The organism is Streptomyces sp. NPDC006602 (assembly GCF_042870385.1).
Taxonomy (GTDB): domain Bacteria; phylum Actinomycetota; class Actinomycetes; order Streptomycetales; family Streptomycetaceae; genus Streptomyces.
Genome location: NZ_JBIAHG010000004.1, coordinates 414,470 through 431,243, shown reverse-complemented (window position 1 = coordinate 431,243; position 16,774 = coordinate 414,470). Strand labels below are relative to the sequence as shown.

Below are 16,774 nucleotides of genomic sequence, written 5' to 3'. Positions count from 1 at the left end.
TCACTCGTCTTCGACTCTACGGGCGGGGTCTGACAATCGGCCCCGGGGACCGGCCGGGGCCCTCGTTCTAGGGAACGGTGCGCGAGACGACGTAGACCATCGGGCTGGCCGGGACGGACAGGTTGACGACGATGTCCTGGGTGGGGGCCGGGTTCATCTGCGTGTGGACGAGGCCGAACCACGGGCCGGGGCCCTCGAAGGACCAGCCGGTGATGCTCCGGTCACGTGTGCTGATGGTGATCTCGCCCTGCTGAAGGTCCTCCCGGTCGACGCCCACGCCGGTGAGGAAGGCGTCGAGGCCGGCCTTGCTGGTCCGGAACTGGACGTAGAGGCGGCTGGTCTTCCAGTTGTTGGTCTCGTAGTAGGCGATGTGGTCCGCCGGGTGCGGGACCGGCACCTGGTAGAGGCGGCGCTGCACCTTGGACGGCCAGCCCGCGCTCAGGCCGGTGGCCGAGTACTTCGCCTCCTTGTCCTTGCCGCTGTCACGGCTCTGGTTGGCGGAGATCACGAGGTAGCCGGCCGGGACGCCGATGAGCAGGACGATGATGAGCAGTGTGAGCGCCCTGCGGCGGTTGCGGTGGCGGCGGTCCTCCGGCGACCGGCTCTCGTCCGAGGCCGCGGCCGGGCGCGGCAGCGACGCCGTCACGCCGTGTCCTGTGACGTACGGCGGGCCTCCACGTACCGCTCGTAGCGCTCGTACCGCTCCACCCGGCGCCGCTTGGCGCGGCGGAAGCGGCGGGCGACCAGCCGGGACAGGTCGGCGGCGCCGACCATGCCTGCCTCGGGGCCGAGCTGGGCGCGGACGATCCGGGCCTCGGGGCGGTAGCCGCGGCCGGTGAGCTGCCGCTTGAAGGCGTCCCGCGCGGGGTCGATCAGCAGGCCGTCGGCGGCCGAGACACCGCCGCCGATCACGAAGCAGGACGGGTCGAGGGCTGCGGCCAGGTTGGCGATGCCGACGCCGAGCCACTGGCCGATGTCCTGGAGCAGTTCGATGCACATCGCGTCGCCCTCGCGGGCCAGCTCGGTGATCATCGGGCCGGTGATGTCGCCGATGTTGCCCTTGACGTGCTCGATGATCCCGTACGCCACCGGGGAGTCCGCCGCGGCCAGCTCGCGCGCCTCCCTGACCAGCGCGTTGCCGGAGCTGTACTGCTCCCAGCAGCCGCGGTTGCCGCACGGGCAGCGGTGGCCGCCGGGCACGACCTGCATGTGGCCGAACTCGCCGGCGACGCCGTACTTGCCGCGCTTGACCTGGCCGTCCTCGAGGATCGCGCCGCCGATGCCGGTGCCGAGCGTGATCATGACGAGGTGGTCCTCGCCGCGGCCCGCGCCGAAGCGCCACTCCGCCCAGGCGGCGGTGTTGGCGTCGTTGTCGACGAGGACGGGCACGGAGAGCCTGCTCGAGATGCGGTCCCTGAGGGGTTCGTTGCGCCAGGACAGGTGGGGCGCGAACAGCACGCGGTTGCGGTCGGCGTCGACCCAGCCGGCCGCGCCGATGCCGACCGCGTGCACGTCGTGGCGGTCGGACAGGTCCAGGACCAGTTCGACGATCGTGTCCTCCACGACCTTCGGGCTCTTGGACTTGTCCGGAGTCTCCGTGCGGAGCTTCTCCAGGATGTTGCCGTCGGCGTCGACGACGCCCGCCATCACCTTCGTGCCGCCGATGTCGATGCCGACGGTGGGCACGCGGGGTGCGGTCAGGTGCGATCGGCGCTCCCTCGTGCCGACCGTGCGGAGCGCCGGCGCGCGGCGGGAGCCGATGGGGGCGGTGAAGTTGCCGTAGGTGCTCATCGCCGCCGATTCTGCCTCAACGTCGGGGTGGATGCTGTACTGGGGAGCGAAGGACGGTTCCTGTGCTCTGCCGGGTGCGGGTGCGTCGGGGCTGGTCGCGCCCCGCGGCGGAGCCGTATGGTGATACATCCCGTATGCCCCTTGCGCTGCGGTTCACGGCGCGGATCGTCCGGCTCGGCTCGAAGGGGGCGGTGTCCTTGTGCGAGCCGGTCGATTGTCCTGACATTGCGACGAACCGGCACGTCTGCCTCAGGGGCGTACGAGCAGCTGGAACTCGAAGGAGTAGCGGCTCGGCCGGTAGGTGTGGCTGCCGAACTCGACCGCGCGGCCGGTGTCGTCGAAGGTCGTGCGCTGCATGGTGAGCAGTGGGGCGCCCTCCTCCTCGGCGAGCCGTTCGGCCTCGGCGGCCGTGGCGGCGCGGGCGCCGATGGACTGACGGGCGCTGTGCAGCGTGATCCCGGCGGCCCGCATCATGCGGTACAGGCCGGTGGCCTCCAGCTGCTCGGTGTCCAGGTCGAGCAGTCCGGGCGGCAGGTGGTTGCTGAGGTACGCCATCGGCTCGCCGTGCGCGAGGCGCAGCCGTTCCACCCGGTGTACGTCGCTGTCCTCGGTCACGCCGAGGGCGGCCGCGATCTCGGCGGTCGCCGGGACGATGGTGTTGACCAGGACCTTTGTCGCCGGGCGCTGGCCTGCTGCCTCCAGGTCGTCGTAGAGGCTGCTGAGCTCCAGGGGGCGCTTGACCTGGCTGTGCACGACCTGCGTGCCGACACCGCGGCGGCGCACCAGCAGGCCCTTGTCGACGAGCGACTGGATGGCCTGTCGGACGGTGGGCCGGGACAGGCCGAGCCGGGCGGCGAGCTCGATCTCGTTGCCCAGCAGGCTGCCGGGGGTGAGTGCTCCGTGCTCGATGGCGGCCTCCAACTGCTGGGACAGCTGGAAGTACAACGGCACCGGGCTGCTCCGGTCCACACTGAGCTCGAGCGTCACGGTCGGGTCCACTCCTGGTTTCGGCACGGGGCCGAGCGTAGCTCCGTGGATGGTTGACGGGAAGTTGTGTAGTTCGATTGTCCGGACATACGCATTGACAGCGCGCCGGGTCGGCACGCAGGTTGGTCACATGCGCATCGGAGTCATCGGTACGGGCCGCATAGGCACCATCCATGCGAACACCCTCAGCCGACACCGGGAGGTCGGCTCCCTGATCCTCACGGACGCGGACCCCGCGCGGGCCCAGGATCTCGCGCACCGGCTGGGCGAGACGGCGGCGCCGGGAGTGGACGAGATCTTCAAGTGGGGCGTGGACGCGGTGGTGATCACGACGGCGACATCGGCGCACGCCGAACTGATCGGTCGGGCAGCACGCTCGGGGCTGCCCGTGTTCTGCGAGAAGCCCATCGCCCTCGATCTGGCGGGCACCTTACAGGCGATCGGCGAGGTCGAGACCGCCGGAACGATCCTGCAGATGGGGTTCCAGCGTCGGTTCGACACGGGCTACACGGGGGCGCGGGAGGCGGTGCGCTCCGGGCGACTCGGCAGGCTGCACACCGTGCGGGCACTGACGTCCGACCAGGCGCCGCCGCCGGCCGCGTACCTGCCGCAGTCCGGCGGGCTCTACCGTGACACCCTGATCCACGACTTCGACGTGCTGCGCTGGGTGACGGGGCGCGAGGTCGTCGACGTGTACGCGGCCGGGTCCGACGCGGGTCCCGCGATGTTCCGCGAGGCGGGCGACGTCGACACGGGCGCTGCGCTGCTCACCCTGGACGACGGCACGCTCGCCACGGCGACGGCGACGCGGCTGAACGGGGCGGGGTACGACGTGCGCATGGAGCTCGCCGGGGAGCTGGACCAGATCGTGGTCGGGCTGGACGACCGTACGCCGATCGCGTCCACCGAGCCGACGGGGCCGCCGGCCGCGGACAAACCGTGGGCGGGGTTCCTGGAGCGGTTCGGGCCGGCGTACGAGGCGGAGTTGTGCGCGTTCGTCGACGTCGTACGGGGTGAGCTGGCCAACCCGTGCGACGGGCGCGAGGCGTTGCAGGCGTTGCGGATCGCCGAGGCGTGTGAAATGTCGCGGCGGGAGCGGCGGGGGGTGTGGCTGGCGGAGGTCGCCGGCGCGACCGGCGCTGTCGTGATGTGAAGGGACTCCGCCCCTTCTACCCCGCCCTCAAAAGCCAATGGGCGACCGCCCTGGTGAGGGCTGCGCCGGTGCTACGCCAAGCAGGTTGACACCGTTCGGCAGCTGCTGGGCGACGACGACGCCGTGCGGCGCTGGTTCGGCGCCGGAATGCTCGACAACGTGGTCGCCGTGCTGGGTCTGGCCGACATCGATGAGCCGTGGGCGCACGTCCTCACCGCTCGATGACCCGACACCGGCAGTTCGGCGACGAGGGCCCCGAGTCTTCCTCGTAGGCCGGCTCGGCCGGTGGGACTCGGCTTCTCCGCCCGGCCGCGGGCAGGCTTCTTCCGGGTCAGCCTTCCAGCTCATCTGGGACCGCAAGATCGACCCGGGCAAGGTGTTCGACCTCACCCTGCCGCTGGAGCAGGCCGCCGAGGGCTACAAGGCGATGGACGAGCGACGCGCCACCAAGGTGCTCCTCACCTTCTGACCCGCCTGCCCGTACCCACCCCCGCCCCGTGTCGCTGCCACGGGGCGGGCCGACACGTTCGCTCGCTGGAGCGGGTTCTCGCACATCCCTGGTCTGAGGGAGGATGTGGTCGCCGAACTGCCCGGCCCCATCGCCCTGTTCCGGACTGGTATGCCTGGGCACCACGCCCTTCGGCCTCTATTCCCCCCACAAGTACGCTCGAACTGCTCACTCCCGAGGCCCTGCACGAGCGACGCGGGCGCAGTGTGCGCGGCTGTTCCTCCGCAGGGGCCCCTCAGCCATTGCAGGCTTATGGAAAATGCCCAATGCTTCTGACGCCCATCAGATACGCCTCCTCCCTGGCACCCTGACGCAAGAGAAAAGAGGCCCCGCATGGCTGCGACTCAGCGCAGGAGCCGAAAGATCATGATGACGCCGGACGAGCTGGACGAGTTCCTCGCCAGCCAGCGCACGTGCCGCATCGCTACCGTCTCAATCGACGGCGCCCCGCATCTCAGTGCCCTCTGGTTCGCCTGGGACGGCACCTCGCTGTGGCTGTACTCCATCGTGCGCAGCAAGCGATGGGCCGACCTCCGTCACGACCCGCGCGTCGCTGTCGTCGTCGACTCCGGCGAGGGGTACGGGGAGCTGCGCGGAGTCGAACTGTCAGGCACCGCGGAGTTCGTGGGCGAGATCCCCCGCACCGGAGAACCGTGCACCGAACTCGACGCGTTGGAACCGCTGTTCGCCCGCAAGAACTTCGGCCTGGAGGCAATGCCGCACGATGGTCGGCATGCGTGGATCCGCCTGACACCGTCGAAGACCGTCTCCTGGGACTTCCGCAAGCTGTAACAGGCGGGTGGCGGGAGGGGACGGATGGGGGGCGCAAGTGCTGCCCCTCCCCTGGTGACCGGCCACTGCTCAGCCGTTGAAGACGACCTCGGACCGGTGGTTGCGTTCGTGCAGGTCCCAGTACAGGGGCGCGATCTGCTCGGGTGTGGCCGTCGGGAAAGCCGGCGGCCCGCCGTCGCCGATCCAGATGTTGATCGCGACGTGCGCGGCGTGCACGCCGGTGCCGGCCAGGAGGATTTTCCCGTCAAGGCCGATGAGTTTTCGGGAAGTTGATCTGCCGCCCGGCACTTTCACGAAATACCGGGCGACTGGCCGCAACCGTTCCACGGGCCGGGACACGGCGCGCATCAAGACTGGCTGCGGACGCGTTCGATCCGGTCGGCGAAAACGTGGAATGCGCTCTGGACGTCGATGGCATCGGCGAGGCTGGCTCCCCCGTTGCCGGCCTTGACGTTGCGCAGGCAGTGAGAAGCGGCCGTCTTGAGTCGATCGAGTGTCTCCTCCCAACTGATTTGAGCGCCCTTGTCCGGCAGCTCGCCGTAGGCCCTCGCCGCCTTCACGTCGTCGAGCATCTGACTGCAGCGCGGGCCGATCGTGGAGTCCGCGCCGATAGGATCGCTCACCCGGGTCAGGGTGGTCACGTCCGCACCGATGGTGTCCATGTGCTTCTGGCCGCCGTTCTCGGACCAGCTCGCCAGAGTCTCCTTGTCCTCGGAGCAGCCGACGAGGGTGGTGAGCAGCAGGGCCACGCCGGCCGCGAGGAGAGCACCTCGCACGGCAGGACGCGATCGGATCGACGGGTTCATGGGATACGCCCTTCTCTTCACGTGAAATACCGGGCTCAGCCGAGGGTTTGCGAAGCCTGAGCAGGCGGAAGGGCCGCGCTTGATCCAGACGGCTCCGCACACGTGCAACGACGGCCGGCCGGCCGCCCTGCCAAAGCGGCATGCCGCCTCTGGGACACCCTCATGTGCGCTCCCCCCTCCGCACCGTCCGGATAGGGCCGGCCGATTGACCATGGTCGCCAACCGCGGCCCGGGATCCATCGGGGGAATTACTGACCCGTCTACGTATCAGGAAGAGGGACCGGAACGTGCCGGGCGTACATCGGATCTCACGCAGATCCGTGGCCATGACGGAGAGAAAGGTTCCAGATGGCTGAGGTCGATGTCCGAGGGCCGCCAGCGATCCGGGTTCCGGGCCGGTGGGATGGACGTCATGACAACGACTCACGGAACTCTGAACGGCAAGGTCGCGCTCGTCACCGGCGGCAGCCGTGGCATCGGTGCGGCGACGGCTCTGCGGCTGGCCCGGGAGGGCGCCGACGTCGCTCTCACCTACGTGAACGACAAGTCGGCGGCCGAGGACGTCGTACGGGCCGTCGAGACGCTGGGGCGCCGGGCTGTGGCCCTGCGGGCGGACTCCGCGGACGCGGAGGAGGCGGCGGGGGCAGTGCCGCGTGCGGCGGACGCGCTCGGCGGCCGTCTCGACGTGCTGGTGAACAACGTGGGGGTGGGCCTGCTCGGGCCCCTGGAGAACCTCTCGCTCGCCGATGTGGACCGGGTCCTGGCCGTCAACGTGCGCGGTGTCTTCCTCGCCTCGCAGGCGGCCGCCTCACGGATGGGCCCCGGCGGCCGGATCATCACCATCGGCACCTGCATGACCCAGCGCGTGCCGGGGCCCGGCGGCACGCTCTACGCGATGAGCAAGTCGGCCCTGACCGGTCTGACGAAGGCCCTCGCCAGAGAGCTGGGCGGGCGTGGCATCACGGCGAACATCGTGCATCCCGGGCCGATCGACACGGACATGAATCCGGCGGACGGGCCGTTCGCGGCGGGGCAGGCGGGGATGACGGCACTGGGGCGTTTCGGCACGGCCGATGAGGTGGCGTTCACGGTCGCCCATCTGGCGGGGGCGGACTACGTCACTGGTGCGGAGTTCTCGGTGGACGGGGGCCATGCGGCGTGATGCCGACGGGCGGTGGGGTTCGCCCCCGACGCCCCTTCCCGTTCCCGACCTTGGGGGCTCCGCCCCCAAACCCCCGCTCCTCAAACGCCGGAGGGGCTGAAATCAGCCCCTCCGGCGTTTGAGAAGGGGCGGCGGGGGCGAACCCCACCCTGTGTCAGCCGCCCAGTTCCTGATGGCGTGCCGCCAGCGCCGCGGCGCCGCTTTCCGTCAGCGAGCCGAACAACCGCAGCCGCGAGATCCCGCCGTCGGGATAGATGTCCACGCGCGCGTGCGTGCCGACGGCGGGCGTCGGGAGGACGAAGCGGTGGTTGGTGTCGGGCTGGAGGCGGGTGCGCGGGAGGATCTCGGTCCAGGCGCCGTCCTCGCCGTCCCGTACGGACACCGATGCCCAGCCCGCGCTGTTGCCCTTCAGGTATGCCGTGTCGATCTCCAGCGCGCGGATCTGGGACTGGGCGGCCAGGCGGTAGCGGATCCAGTCGTTGCCCCGGTCGCGGCGGCGGCGCGTCTCCCAGCCGTCGTCCATCTTGCGGGAGCGGCCCGGCTGGATGGTGTTGGTGGCCGGTGAGTAGAAGAGGTTGGAGGCGTCCTCGGCCCGGCCGCCGTTCTCCAGGGCGACCACGTCGAGGGTGCCGAGCGCCTGGAGCCACTTCGGGTCCGGGACGACCTCGCCGTACACCCGCAGGCGCGCGATGCCGCCGTCGGGGTGTTGGTTGACGCGCAGGTGTGTGAAGCGCTGTTCGACCGACACCGTGAAGCCGTTCGCCGCGTGACCGCCCACCGCCGTGCGGGGCACGAGCGTCGTCCACTTCACGTCACCGGACAGCAGCGCCTCCGGCGAAGGGGAGCCCGGCACCGACGTGCCTTCGATCGACACCGCCTGCGGATAATTGCCGCGGAAGTGGGCCGTGTCGACGACGATGCCGCGGATGACGCCGGGGGCGCCGAGGCGGACCAGCGCCCAGTCGTGGTCCTCCGCCGTGGGCCAGGGGTGGTCGGCGGAGGCCCCGCGGCGGCGCCTGGTCTCCCAGCCGTCCATGATCTTGCCCTTGTGCCCGAAGTGCTCGGGGTCGAACTCGGCGGGCCCGGGCACCAGCAGGTTCTCGCGCTGGGCGAAGAACTCGTCGTTGGCGGCGATCACTCCGGCCCCGAGCTGCCGGTCGGCGAGGTTGGCGTACTGGGTGAAGGGGAAGTCGGCGGTGCGGTAGTCCGCGTACGGGTCACCGCCTCCGTAGGGGTTCGCGTCGCCGGTGAAACGAGCCAAAGGGAATTGAGGCTGCGCCGTCACGAGGTGTGCCTTTCGGGAGTCGGCCGCTGCGGGTGCGGGTGCGGGCGTTTACCGGGATGTGGATCAGGGGGTTCTGGTGAGCAGTCGGCCCTTCGGGGTCGTGAACTCGCCGTTTGCGACGATGCGTTCGCCGCGCAGCCAGGTGGACTTCACGACGCCGGACAGGGTCCTGCCCGCGTACGCCGTGACGCGGTTGCGGTGCTGGAGGGCCGCCGGGTCCACGGTGAACGTCTCGTCGGGTGCGAGGACCGCGAAGTCGGCGTCGCGGCCCGCCTCGATGGCGCCCTTCTGACCGAGGCCCACCAGATCGGCCGTCCGCGTGGACATCCAGCGGACCACGTCCTCGAGGCCGTGGCCGCGCTTGCGTGCCTCCGTCCACACCGCCGCGAGGCTCAGCTGGAGGCCGGAGATGCCGCCCCATGCCGTCGCGAAGTCGTCCGTCTTCAGGTCGGCCGTCGAGGGTGAGTGGTCGGTGACCACGCAGTCGATCGTGCCGTCCGCCAGCGCCTGCCACAACAGGTCCTGGTTGGCGGACTCGCGGATCGGCGGACAGCACTTGAACTCGCTGGCGCCGTCCGGGACTTCCTCGGCGGTGAGGGTGAGGTAGTGCGGGCAGGTCTCGACCGTGACGCGCACGCCCTCCGCCTTGGCGGCCGCGATCAGCGGCAGCGCGTCGCTCGACGACAGGTGCAGCACGTGCACGCGCGCGTCGAGGCGCTTCGCCTGGGCGATGAGTTGGGCGATCGCCGTGTCCTCGGCGTCCCGCGGGCGGGAGGCGAGGAAGTCGGCGTACTTGGGGCCGCCGTACTGCGGGGCGGCGTCCAGGTGGTGCGGGTCCTCGGCGTGCACGATCAGCAGGCCGCCGAAGGAGGCGATCTCGGCGAGGGACTGGGCCAGTTGGTCCTGGCCGAGGTGCGGGAACTCGTCCACGCCGGAGGGCGACAGGAAGGCCTTGAAGCCGAAGACGCCGGCCTCGTGCAGCGGGCGCAGGTCCTTGACGTTGTCGGGCAGGGCGCCGCCCCAGAAGCCGACGTCGATGTGGGCCTTGTCGGCGGCGACCTCCTTCTTCGTACGGAGGTGGTCGACCGTCGTGGTGGGCGGGAGGGAATTGAGCGGCATGTCGACGAGGGTGGTGATGCCGCCGGCGGCCGCGGCGCGGGTGGCGGTCCAGAAGCCCTCCCACTCGGTGCGGCCGGGGTCGTTGACGTGCACGTGCGTGTCGACCAGGCCGGGCAGCAGGACGTCGTCGCCGACGTCCTCCATGCGGGCACCGGCCGGCACCTCGGCGTCGTACGGCAGGACGGCCGTGATCGTTCCGGCGGAGACCGCGACCGAGGCGGCGCGTGTCCCTTCCGGGGTGATGACGCGCGTCGAGCGCAGCACCAGTTCTACGTCGGACACCCGGACCCCTCTCGCTCTGCCTGTCGCCGTTTTACTTCCGGGAAACGGGATTTACTTCCACGTAACGGAATTCAACGTTCTGTTGAAGGAGTCTTCACTCCCGCCCCCGTACCGTCAAGAGCACACCTCTTCAGGGGACCACGCGGGCGCACACTCTGGACGTTTCCACAAAGCGGAATTAGCATTCCGATAGACAGAACGTAGCTACGCACCATCAGGGAGTCAACCGACCGACGGGTAGGCTTCTGCTCTTCCCGACTGTCCCGAAAGGAACGCGCCGTGCCGACGTCCAGCGCCAGCACCACCGACTCCGCGAAGTCCGCCAGCGGCGGAGTCCAGTCCCTCGAGCGCGCCTTCGATCTGCTGGAACGGATGGCGGACGCGGGCGGCGAGGTGGGGCTGAGCGAGCTCTCCGCGAGCAGCGGTCTGCCCCTGCCGACCATCCACCGCCTGATGCGCACCCTGGTGGTCTGCGGATACGTACGCCAGCAGCCCAACCGCCGCTACGCCCTCGGCCCGCGCCTGATCCGCCTCGGCGAGTCCGCCTCCCGTCTGCTCGGCACCTGGGCGCGCCCCTACCTCGCCCGCCTGGTCGAGGAGACCGGCGAGACGGCGAACATGGCACTGCTGGACGGCGACGAGATCGTCTACGTGGCACAGGTGCCGTCGAAGCACTCGATGCGCATGTTCACCGAGGTCGGCCGCCGCGTCCTGCCGCACTCCACGGGCGTCGGCAAGGCCCTGCTGGCCGACACGCCGGACGCCGAGGTGCGCGCCCTGCTGGCCCGCACCGGCATGCCCGCCGCCACGGACAAGACGATCACCACACCGGAGGGCTACCTCGCGGCGCTGGAGGACGTGCGGCGCCAGGGATACGCGGTCGACGACAACGAGCAGGAGATCGGCGTCCGCTGCCTGGCGGTGTCCGTGCCCAACTCCCCCACCTCGGCGGCCATTTCGATCTCGGGTCCGGCGGGCCGGGTCACGGAGGCGGCGACGGAGCGGATCGTGCCGGTGCTGCAGCAGGTGGCGATGGAACTGTCCCAGGCACTGGCGAGCCAGAACCCGGCCTGACGGCGTCACCACGCCGAGGGTCACCGAAGCGTTTCCCCGCGCGGCCGGCGACCCCTAGCCCCGCCGCCCCGGCGGTTCGCCGAACAGGTCCACGGCCGCCCTGACGTCCGACAGCCCCGGGGACAGCGCGCTGACCGAGCCGATGGCGCCCGCGATCAGCAGCAGCGACCGCCGCAGTCTCGGGATCTCGGGCGGCCCGTAGAGCGTCATCGCGGCCAGCGCAGCGAGTTCGTCCTCGGCGATGCCACGATCGGGGAACTCGGCGGGATGTGCGGCGAGCTGGCGCCGCAGCCGGGACACCGCGGTCCGCAGTTCCGCCACCCTCAGGTCCTCGTCGCTGCCGCTCACCGGTCTCTGCCCCAAGCTCCGCAACACAGCCCTCCCCCTCGCACTCCGTTGTGCGCCCACACGTTCCCTCGTCCCACCGCGCCCGCGCGTGCGCTGGTCGGGCGCCGGGGGACGCGGGTCAGTAAACGCCACCCCGCACCGGGTGCGCCACTGCGCGGACCGAAATTCAGCCCATGGAAACCGGGCGCGTGCCGGAGCGTCAGGTATGCAGGACGTATGACTGAGAACGCACAGCAGGTCGCCGGGCTGCTCCTCGCCGCGGGCGGCGGACGCCGGCTCGGCGGCCGCCCCAAGGCACTGCTCGAACACCGGGGGCGGCCCCTCGTCGAACACGCGGTCGGCGTGCTGCGCGCGGCCGGCTGCACCCGCGTCCACGTGGTCCTGGGGGCCGAGGCCGCCGCCGTACGGGAGCGGGCCGAGCTCGGTGGCTGCGTGCTCGTGGAGAACCCCGGCTGGGCCGACGGCATGGGGTCGTCGCTGCGGGCCGGGCTCGACTCGCTCACCGGTACGGGCGCACGGGCCGCGCTCGTCTCGCTCGTCGACCAGCCCGGCATCGGGGCGGCGGCGGTCGGCCGTGTGCTCGCCGCGTACGAGTCTCCCCGGTCGCTGGTCTGCGCCGCCTACGACGGCGTACGGGGCCATCCGGTCCTCCTCGGCGCCGACCACTGGCCGGGCATCGCGGAGACTGCGACCGGCGACCGGGGGGCACGCGCCTATCTGAGGGCGCATGAGGAGGCGATCACGCTCGTCGAGTGCGGGGACGTGGCTCAGCCCTACGACATCGACACCGTCGCGGACCTGGGACACCTTGCGTGAGCGGGGTGGCACTGAGCGCCACCTTGCCTCGACCCGAAGAATCTCGACATCAACAAACCATTGAAGTTCCACGATGAGGAAACTAGTATCCACTGTTCAGGAGCGCCCGACTTCCCCCCCACGCTCGACTTCGCACGCGCGGGGCCACCTGATCCCGGGCGTCCACCGCCGTACCGTGGTCGACTGGCACCCGGTGCCACGCTCGCTGAAGGAAGTGACAGCTCATGTCCGCACCAGCGCCGTCCCCGCTGGACATCGTCGACGCCGAGCCCCTGCCCCGGCAGGAGGAGGTCCTCACCGACGCGGCCCTCGCCTTCGTGGCCGAGCTGCACCGCCGGTTCACGCCCCGGCGTGACGAACTCCTCGCCCGCCGTGCGGAGCGCCGCGCCGAGATCGCCCGCACCTCCACGCTCGACTTCCTCCCGGAGACCGCCGCCATCCGCGCCGACGACTCCTGGAAGGTGGCCCCCTCCCCCGCGGCCCTGGACGACCGCCGGGTCGAGATCACCGGCCCCACCGACCGCAAGATGACCATCAACGCCCTCAACTCGGGCGCCAAGGTCTGGCTCGCGGACTTCGAGGACGCCTCGGCGCCGACCTGGGAGAACGTCGTCCTCGGTCAGATCAACCTGGCCGACGCCTACACCCGGAACATCGACTTCACGGACCCCAGGTCCGGCAAGTCGTACGCCCTCAAGGACGACGGCGAACTCGCCACCGTCGTCATGCGCCCGCGCGGCTGGCACCTGAACGAACGGCATCTTCAGCTGGACGGGCAGCAGGTTCCGGGCGCGCTCGTCGACTTCGGCCTCTACTTCTTCCACAACGCCCAGCGGCTGCTGGACCTCGGCAAGGGCCCGTACTTCTACCTCCCGAAGACCGAGTCGCACCTCGAAGCCCGCCTGTGGAACGACGTGTTCGTCTTCGCGCAGGACTACGTCGGCATCCCGCAGGGCACCGTCCGCGCCACCGTGCTGATCGAGACGATCACGGCCGCGTACGAGATGGAGGAGATCCTCTACGAACTGCGCGACCACGCCTCGGGGTTGAACGCCGGCCGCTGGGACTACCTGTTCTCCATCGTCAAGAACTTCCGTGACGGCGGCGCCAAGTTCGTCCTCCCGGACCGCAACGCGGTGACGATGACGGCCCCGTTCATGCGCGCGTACACCGAACTCCTCGTCCGTACCTGCCACAAGCGCGGCGCGCACGCGATCGGCGGCATGGCGGCGTTCATCCCCTCCCGGCGCGACGAGGAGGTCAACAAGGTCGCGTTCGAGAAGGTCAAGGCCGACAAGGACCGCGAGGCGAACGACGGCTTCGACGGATCGTGGGTGGCCCACCCGGACCTGGTCCCGATCGCCATGGAGTCCTTCGACCGGGTCCTCGGTGACAGGCCGAACCAGAAGGACCGCCTGCGCGAGGACGTGGACGTCAAGGCGGCCGACCTGATCGCCGTCGACTCCCTGGACGCCAGGCCGACGTACAACGGTCTCGTCAACGCCGTCCAGGTCGGCATCCGTTACATCGAGGCATGGCTGCGCGGCCTCGGCGCGGTCGCCATCTTCAACCTGATGGAGGACGCGGCGACCGCCGAGATCTCGCGCTCGCAGATCTGGCAGTGGATCAACGCGGGCGTCGAGTTCGAGCACGCCGGAGACACGGTGAAGGCCACCCCGGAGCTGGCCCGCAAGGTCGCGGCCGAGGAACTCCGGAACATCAAGGGCGAACTCGGCGAGGAGGCCTTCGCCGCCGGTCACTGGCAGCAGGCCCACGACCTGCTCCTGGAGGTCGCGCTCGACGAGGACTACGCGGACTTCCTGACGCTGCCGGCGTACGAGCAGCTGCGCGGCTAGAGCGTCACTTGTCCGAGTGGCCCAGGGACTTTCCCGGGGCCACTCGGTCGCGTACGGCCTGCTTCACGGCGGTCGGCTCCGGGAAGCCTTGCTCGCGGCGGTCCCAGACCACCTCGTCGTTGACCCTGACCACGAAGATCCCGCCCTTGCCGGGCTTCAGGGACAGCTCGGTCAGATCCGTCTCGAAGGTCGTCAGCAGCTCCTGGGCCAGCCAGGCGGCGCGCGGCAGCCAGCGGCACTGGGTGCAGTACTCGATCTCGACGCGCTGGATGTCACTCATCCGAGGTGCACCGACCAATCCTGTTCCGCGGCCGGTTTGCCGTGCAGGTCGGGGACCCGCTTGAGCCAGTTCGGCCGGCCTTGCTGTGTCCTCGCCGACCGGAGGGCCTCCTCGGCGGCGAGTTCCTCCCGGGTGGGAAAGTCGGTGGGGAGCCAGGCCGCGGACACCCGCACGCGCGTGTGGAGGTAGTCGACGTACGCCGTGCGGACGTCGTCCGGGGTCGCGAACCCCTCCTCGTCGGCCAGCCACGCGTCCGGGACGGCCGCCGTGACCGCGCGCAGCAGATCGAGCGTCACCCGGGGCGCCAGTTCCGCGTCGGCCGCCCGCACGTCCGGCGCGTAATGGCCGAGCGCGTGGTGGCGGAAGTCGTACGCCTTCTCGGGATCCGAGCCGTCCCAGCGGTGGTGGAAGACGAGCGCGGCCCCGTGGTCGATCAGCCACAGGCGCGGCGGTACGGTCCCGAAGGTGGGCCAGATCATGAGGTTGGAGCTGTGGACCGTACGGTCCACGTTGACCGTCAGGGCATCCAGCCAGACGATCTTGCCGGCCTCCAGCGGGTCGACGGGGAAGGTCTTGGCGAGCTCCGGGGTGAAGTCCTTCGCGTTCGGCAGGTAGTCCATGCCGAGGTTGAGTCCGGCGCTCGCGCCGTGGAGTTCGCGTACTTCCTGGTGGGGCTCGTGGTCGGCGATGGCCGGGTCGAAGTGGACGAGGACCAGTTCGGGGAAGCGCAGTCCGAGGGCGCGCGCCAGCTCGCCCACGATCACCTCGGCGACCAGCGCCTTGCGGCCCTGCGCGGAACCGGTGAACTTCACGACGTACGTCCCGAGGTCGTCGGCCTCCACGACTCCGGGCACGGAGCCGCCGGACCGCAACGGATTCACGTATCGAACAGCAGTCACATGGCGCAGCACACCGGCCAGGGTATGCCAGCCGTCATCCCGCGAGGGGGTTGGGCAGTGGCAGGTAGCGGGCGTCGGCGCCGTCCGCGCCGGTCCAGCGCAGCAGGAGGTTGGTCTTGCCGGGCAGGGTGGGCGAGGCGAGCAGGGCGGCGATCTCGGGGAGGCCGTGCCGGGACAGTTCGCGGCGGACGGCGGGCCAGGGGTCGAGGCCGGGGTGGCGTTCGGCGAGGGCCGCGGCGACCTCGCAGAGGTGGTTGACGACCAGGCAGTACACCAGCCGTTCCCAGCCCGCGGCCCGGGACACGTCCGGCAGCAGCTTCACGCCCTCGGAGTCCCGGAACAGCGCCTGCACGGGTGTTCCGTCGGTGTCCACGGCGACCAGTGTGTTCTGCAGGTGTGCTTCGAGTACGACGCCGTGGTCGGCGAAGGCCGCGAGGGCGGGGGGCACGACCTGGGCCAGGTAGGCCTCCCACCATGCCGCCGGGTCCTGCGCGCCGTCGAGCGGGCTGCCGTCGAAGCCCTCCACGAGTGCGGCGGCCAGCAGCGGGGTCGCGCCGGGCACCACCCGGTCGCGCAGTCCGTCGCGGACCAGGACGGCGAGTTCCTCGAAGGCGAAGTCCGCGGTGCGGTAGCCGTGGTCGCCGAGCCAGGCCGCCGGCCCGTCGATCGCCTCGAAGGCGCGCAGCGCGGCCGTGTCGGTTCGGCGCAGTTTCAGCAGGTCGTGGCGCCAGAGCCGGCGGATGTCGTTCGTGATGCGGACGTCGAGGCTGAACTTCAGGAAGAGGTCGCGTGGGGGCGCGTACAGCGTGCGGATGGCGGCCGTCGGCCAGGCATCGAAGGCGGTCGCGCCCAGGTGGATCAGGCGGCCGTCGGCGAAGGCGGGGGCGAGGTCGCGGGCGACGAGGTCGAGCTGCCAGGGGTGGGCCGGCAGCAGCCGGTAGCCGGGCGGGGCCTCGCCGAGCGCGTCGAGCGCCTCGGTGTCGCCCTCCTCGACGACCGTGTCCGCCCGCAGCCCGAGCAGCGTCAGCGGGAAGCGGGCGTGCGCCTCCGGGGCGTACGGCAGCCAGCCGGCGACGGGGCCGCCGCCGCGGGCCTTGGGGGCGGGGTGGTGGGGGTGGCCGGTGATGAGGGCCTGCTCGGAGAGCAGGTACGGGTCCTCGGGCGGCGTCGCCCGGGCGCGGGCGGTGAGCAGCGCGGCCACCGCGTCCCGGCTGTCGATCATCTCGGCGGGCAGTTCGTGGTTGGACAGGCCGGTGTGGCGGACGAGTTCCTCGGCGACGAGTTTGACGAGTTCGGGATGGGAGACGGGCTGCCAGCCGCCCGCCGTGTACACCTCGGGTCCGGCGGGCCGCCGCTCCCCGCGCACGCGCAGCAGTCTGCCCCCCGGCAGCCGGTACACCCGGTGGTCGCCGGGTCCACCGGGTCCACCGGGTCCACCGGTTCGTGGGAGGGGCTCGGCCACCTCCCGCAGCAGGCAGTTCAGGAGGGGCGCCGCCGCGTACGCGTCGGCGCGGTCCGCCACGTCGTCGCGCGGTGCGGCGTCGTCGGCGGGCGGAGAGATGAGATCCACGCGTTCCACTCGTTCTCTACGGTCCGTTCGGGAGGAGACGATCAGT

The 16,774-nt window shown here is 70.8% G+C and carries 17 protein-coding genes and 1 pseudogene; 7 read left to right on the top strand and 11 right to left on the bottom strand.

All coding sequences use genetic code 11. The annotated features are described in order from the left end of the window. Positions 1–67: 67 nt before the first annotated feature. The 3 genes from ACFYO2_RS14270 to ACFYO2_RS14260 all read right to left on the bottom strand — a co-directional run bounded on the left by ACFYO2_RS14270 (position 68) and on the right by ACFYO2_RS14260 (position 2,778). Entirely contained in the window at positions 68–646 is a 579-nt protein-coding gene (locus ACFYO2_RS14270) for a sugar kinase (RefSeq protein ID WP_388348303.1), read from the bottom strand. Further along, positions 643–1,791: an ROK family glucokinase gene (locus ACFYO2_RS14265; protein WP_388348302.1), complete on the bottom strand. Its 1,149-nt coding sequence runs from the start codon at positions 1,789–1,791 to the stop codon at positions 643–645. Before ACFYO2_RS14265 ends, ACFYO2_RS14270 begins: the two co-directional genes overlap by 4 nt. A 249-nt stretch (positions 1,792–2,040) precedes the next feature. Then, positions 2,041–2,778 (bottom strand): GntR family transcriptional regulator, encoded by a 738-nt coding sequence (locus tag ACFYO2_RS14260; protein WP_388348300.1) that lies wholly within the window; start codon positions 2,776–2,778, stop codon positions 2,041–2,043. A 130-nt stretch (positions 2,779–2,908) separates the two neighbouring features. Between ACFYO2_RS14260 and ACFYO2_RS14255 the strand changes: the two genes are divergently transcribed. From ACFYO2_RS14255 to ACFYO2_RS14245, 3 genes and pseudogenes are all read left to right on the top strand, one after another. Continuing rightward, positions 2,909–3,931, top strand: coding sequence for a Gfo/Idh/MocA family oxidoreductase (locus tag ACFYO2_RS14255; protein WP_388348299.1), 1,023 nt, complete (start codon positions 2,909–2,911; stop codon positions 3,929–3,931). 340 nt (positions 3,932–4,271) lie between these two features. Continuing rightward, a pseudogene (locus ACFYO2_RS14250) lies at positions 4,272–4,400 on the top strand (IMP dehydrogenase); the annotation flags it as partial. Positions 4,401–4,772: 372 nt separating this feature from the next. After that, positions 4,773–5,231: a pyridoxamine 5'-phosphate oxidase family protein gene (locus ACFYO2_RS14245; RefSeq protein WP_388348297.1), complete on the top strand. Its 459-nt coding sequence runs from the start codon at positions 4,773–4,775 to the stop codon at positions 5,229–5,231. A 69-nt stretch (positions 5,232–5,300) separates the two neighbouring features. Here the strand turns inward: ACFYO2_RS14245 and ACFYO2_RS14240 are convergent, their stop codons facing one another. Both ACFYO2_RS14240 and ACFYO2_RS14235 read right to left on the bottom strand, forming a co-directional pair. Continuing rightward, entirely contained in the window at positions 5,301–5,579 is a 279-nt protein-coding gene (locus ACFYO2_RS14240; protein WP_388348296.1) for a hypothetical protein, read from the bottom strand. Continuing rightward, complete coding sequence (locus tag ACFYO2_RS14235; protein ID WP_388348294.1) at positions 5,579–5,980, bottom strand: hypothetical protein; 402 nt, start codon at positions 5,978–5,980, stop codon at positions 5,579–5,581. Before ACFYO2_RS14235 ends, ACFYO2_RS14240 begins: the two co-directional genes overlap by 1 nt. A gap of 469 nt (positions 5,981–6,449) precedes the next feature. Here ACFYO2_RS14235 and ACFYO2_RS14230 point away from each other — a divergent pair, with 469 nt between their 5' ends. After that, complete coding sequence (locus ACFYO2_RS14230; RefSeq protein ID WP_388348292.1) at positions 6,450–7,199, top strand: SDR family oxidoreductase; 750 nt, start codon at positions 6,450–6,452, stop codon at positions 7,197–7,199. A 154-nt stretch (positions 7,200–7,353) separates the two neighbouring features. Here ACFYO2_RS14230 and alc read toward each other — a convergent pair whose 3' ends face one another. Both alc and allB read right to left on the bottom strand, forming a co-directional pair. Then, a complete protein-coding gene (gene alc, locus ACFYO2_RS14225) occupies positions 7,354–8,484 on the bottom strand; it encodes an allantoicase (RefSeq protein WP_388348291.1) in 1,131 nt (376 codons plus the stop codon). A gap of 63 nt (positions 8,485–8,547) precedes the next feature. Beyond that, on the bottom strand, positions 8,548–9,885 hold the full coding sequence (gene allB, locus ACFYO2_RS14220) for an allantoinase AllB (RefSeq protein WP_388348289.1): 1,338 nt from the start codon (positions 9,883–9,885) through the stop codon (positions 8,548–8,550). A gap of 279 nt (positions 9,886–10,164) precedes the next feature. Between allB and ACFYO2_RS14215 the strand changes: the two genes are divergently transcribed. Continuing rightward, entirely contained in the window at positions 10,165–10,959 is a 795-nt protein-coding gene (locus tag ACFYO2_RS14215) for an IclR family transcriptional regulator (protein ID WP_388348287.1), read from the top strand. 54 nt (positions 10,960–11,013) lie between these two features. Here the strand turns inward: ACFYO2_RS14215 and ACFYO2_RS14210 are convergent, their stop codons facing one another. Further along, a complete protein-coding gene (locus tag ACFYO2_RS14210; RefSeq protein WP_388348285.1) occupies positions 11,014–11,334 on the bottom strand; it encodes a DUF5955 family protein in 321 nt (106 codons plus the stop codon). A 189-nt stretch (positions 11,335–11,523) separates the two neighbouring features. Between ACFYO2_RS14210 and ACFYO2_RS14205 the strand changes: the two genes are divergently transcribed. Next, the gene (locus ACFYO2_RS14205; protein ID WP_388348283.1) at positions 11,524–12,123 is read left to right on the top strand and encodes an NTP transferase domain-containing protein; all 600 of its coding nucleotides are present in this window, start codon (positions 11,524–11,526) and stop codon (positions 12,121–12,123) included. 224 nt (positions 12,124–12,347) lie between these two features. Beyond that, positions 12,348–13,979 carry a malate synthase A gene (gene aceB / locus ACFYO2_RS14200; protein WP_388348281.1) on the top strand — a complete coding sequence of 544 codons (1,632 nt, stop codon included), beginning with the start codon at positions 12,348–12,350 and terminating at the stop codon, positions 13,977–13,979. Positions 13,980–13,983: 4 nt separating this feature from the next. On the opposite strand, the gene ACFYO2_RS14195 is transcribed toward aceB, so the two are convergent. Genes ACFYO2_RS14195 through ACFYO2_RS14185 form a run of 3 tightly spaced genes read right to left on the bottom strand, consistent with a single transcriptional unit; the run spans position 13,984 to position 16,737 of the window. Beyond that, positions 13,984–14,259: a SelT/SelW/SelH family protein gene (locus ACFYO2_RS14195; protein ID WP_388348280.1), complete on the bottom strand. Its 276-nt coding sequence runs from the start codon at positions 14,257–14,259 to the stop codon at positions 13,984–13,986. Further along, entirely contained in the window at positions 14,256–15,170 is a 915-nt protein-coding gene (locus ACFYO2_RS14190; protein WP_388348278.1) for a HipA family kinase, read from the bottom strand. The genes ACFYO2_RS14195 and ACFYO2_RS14190 overlap by 4 nt, the downstream gene beginning before the upstream one ends. Before the next feature lie 22 nt (positions 15,171–15,192). Next, positions 15,193–16,737, bottom strand: coding sequence for an IucA/IucC family protein (locus tag ACFYO2_RS14185; protein ID WP_388348276.1), 1,545 nt, complete (start codon positions 16,735–16,737; stop codon positions 15,193–15,195). Between the last annotated feature and the right edge of the window lie 37 nt (positions 16,738–16,774).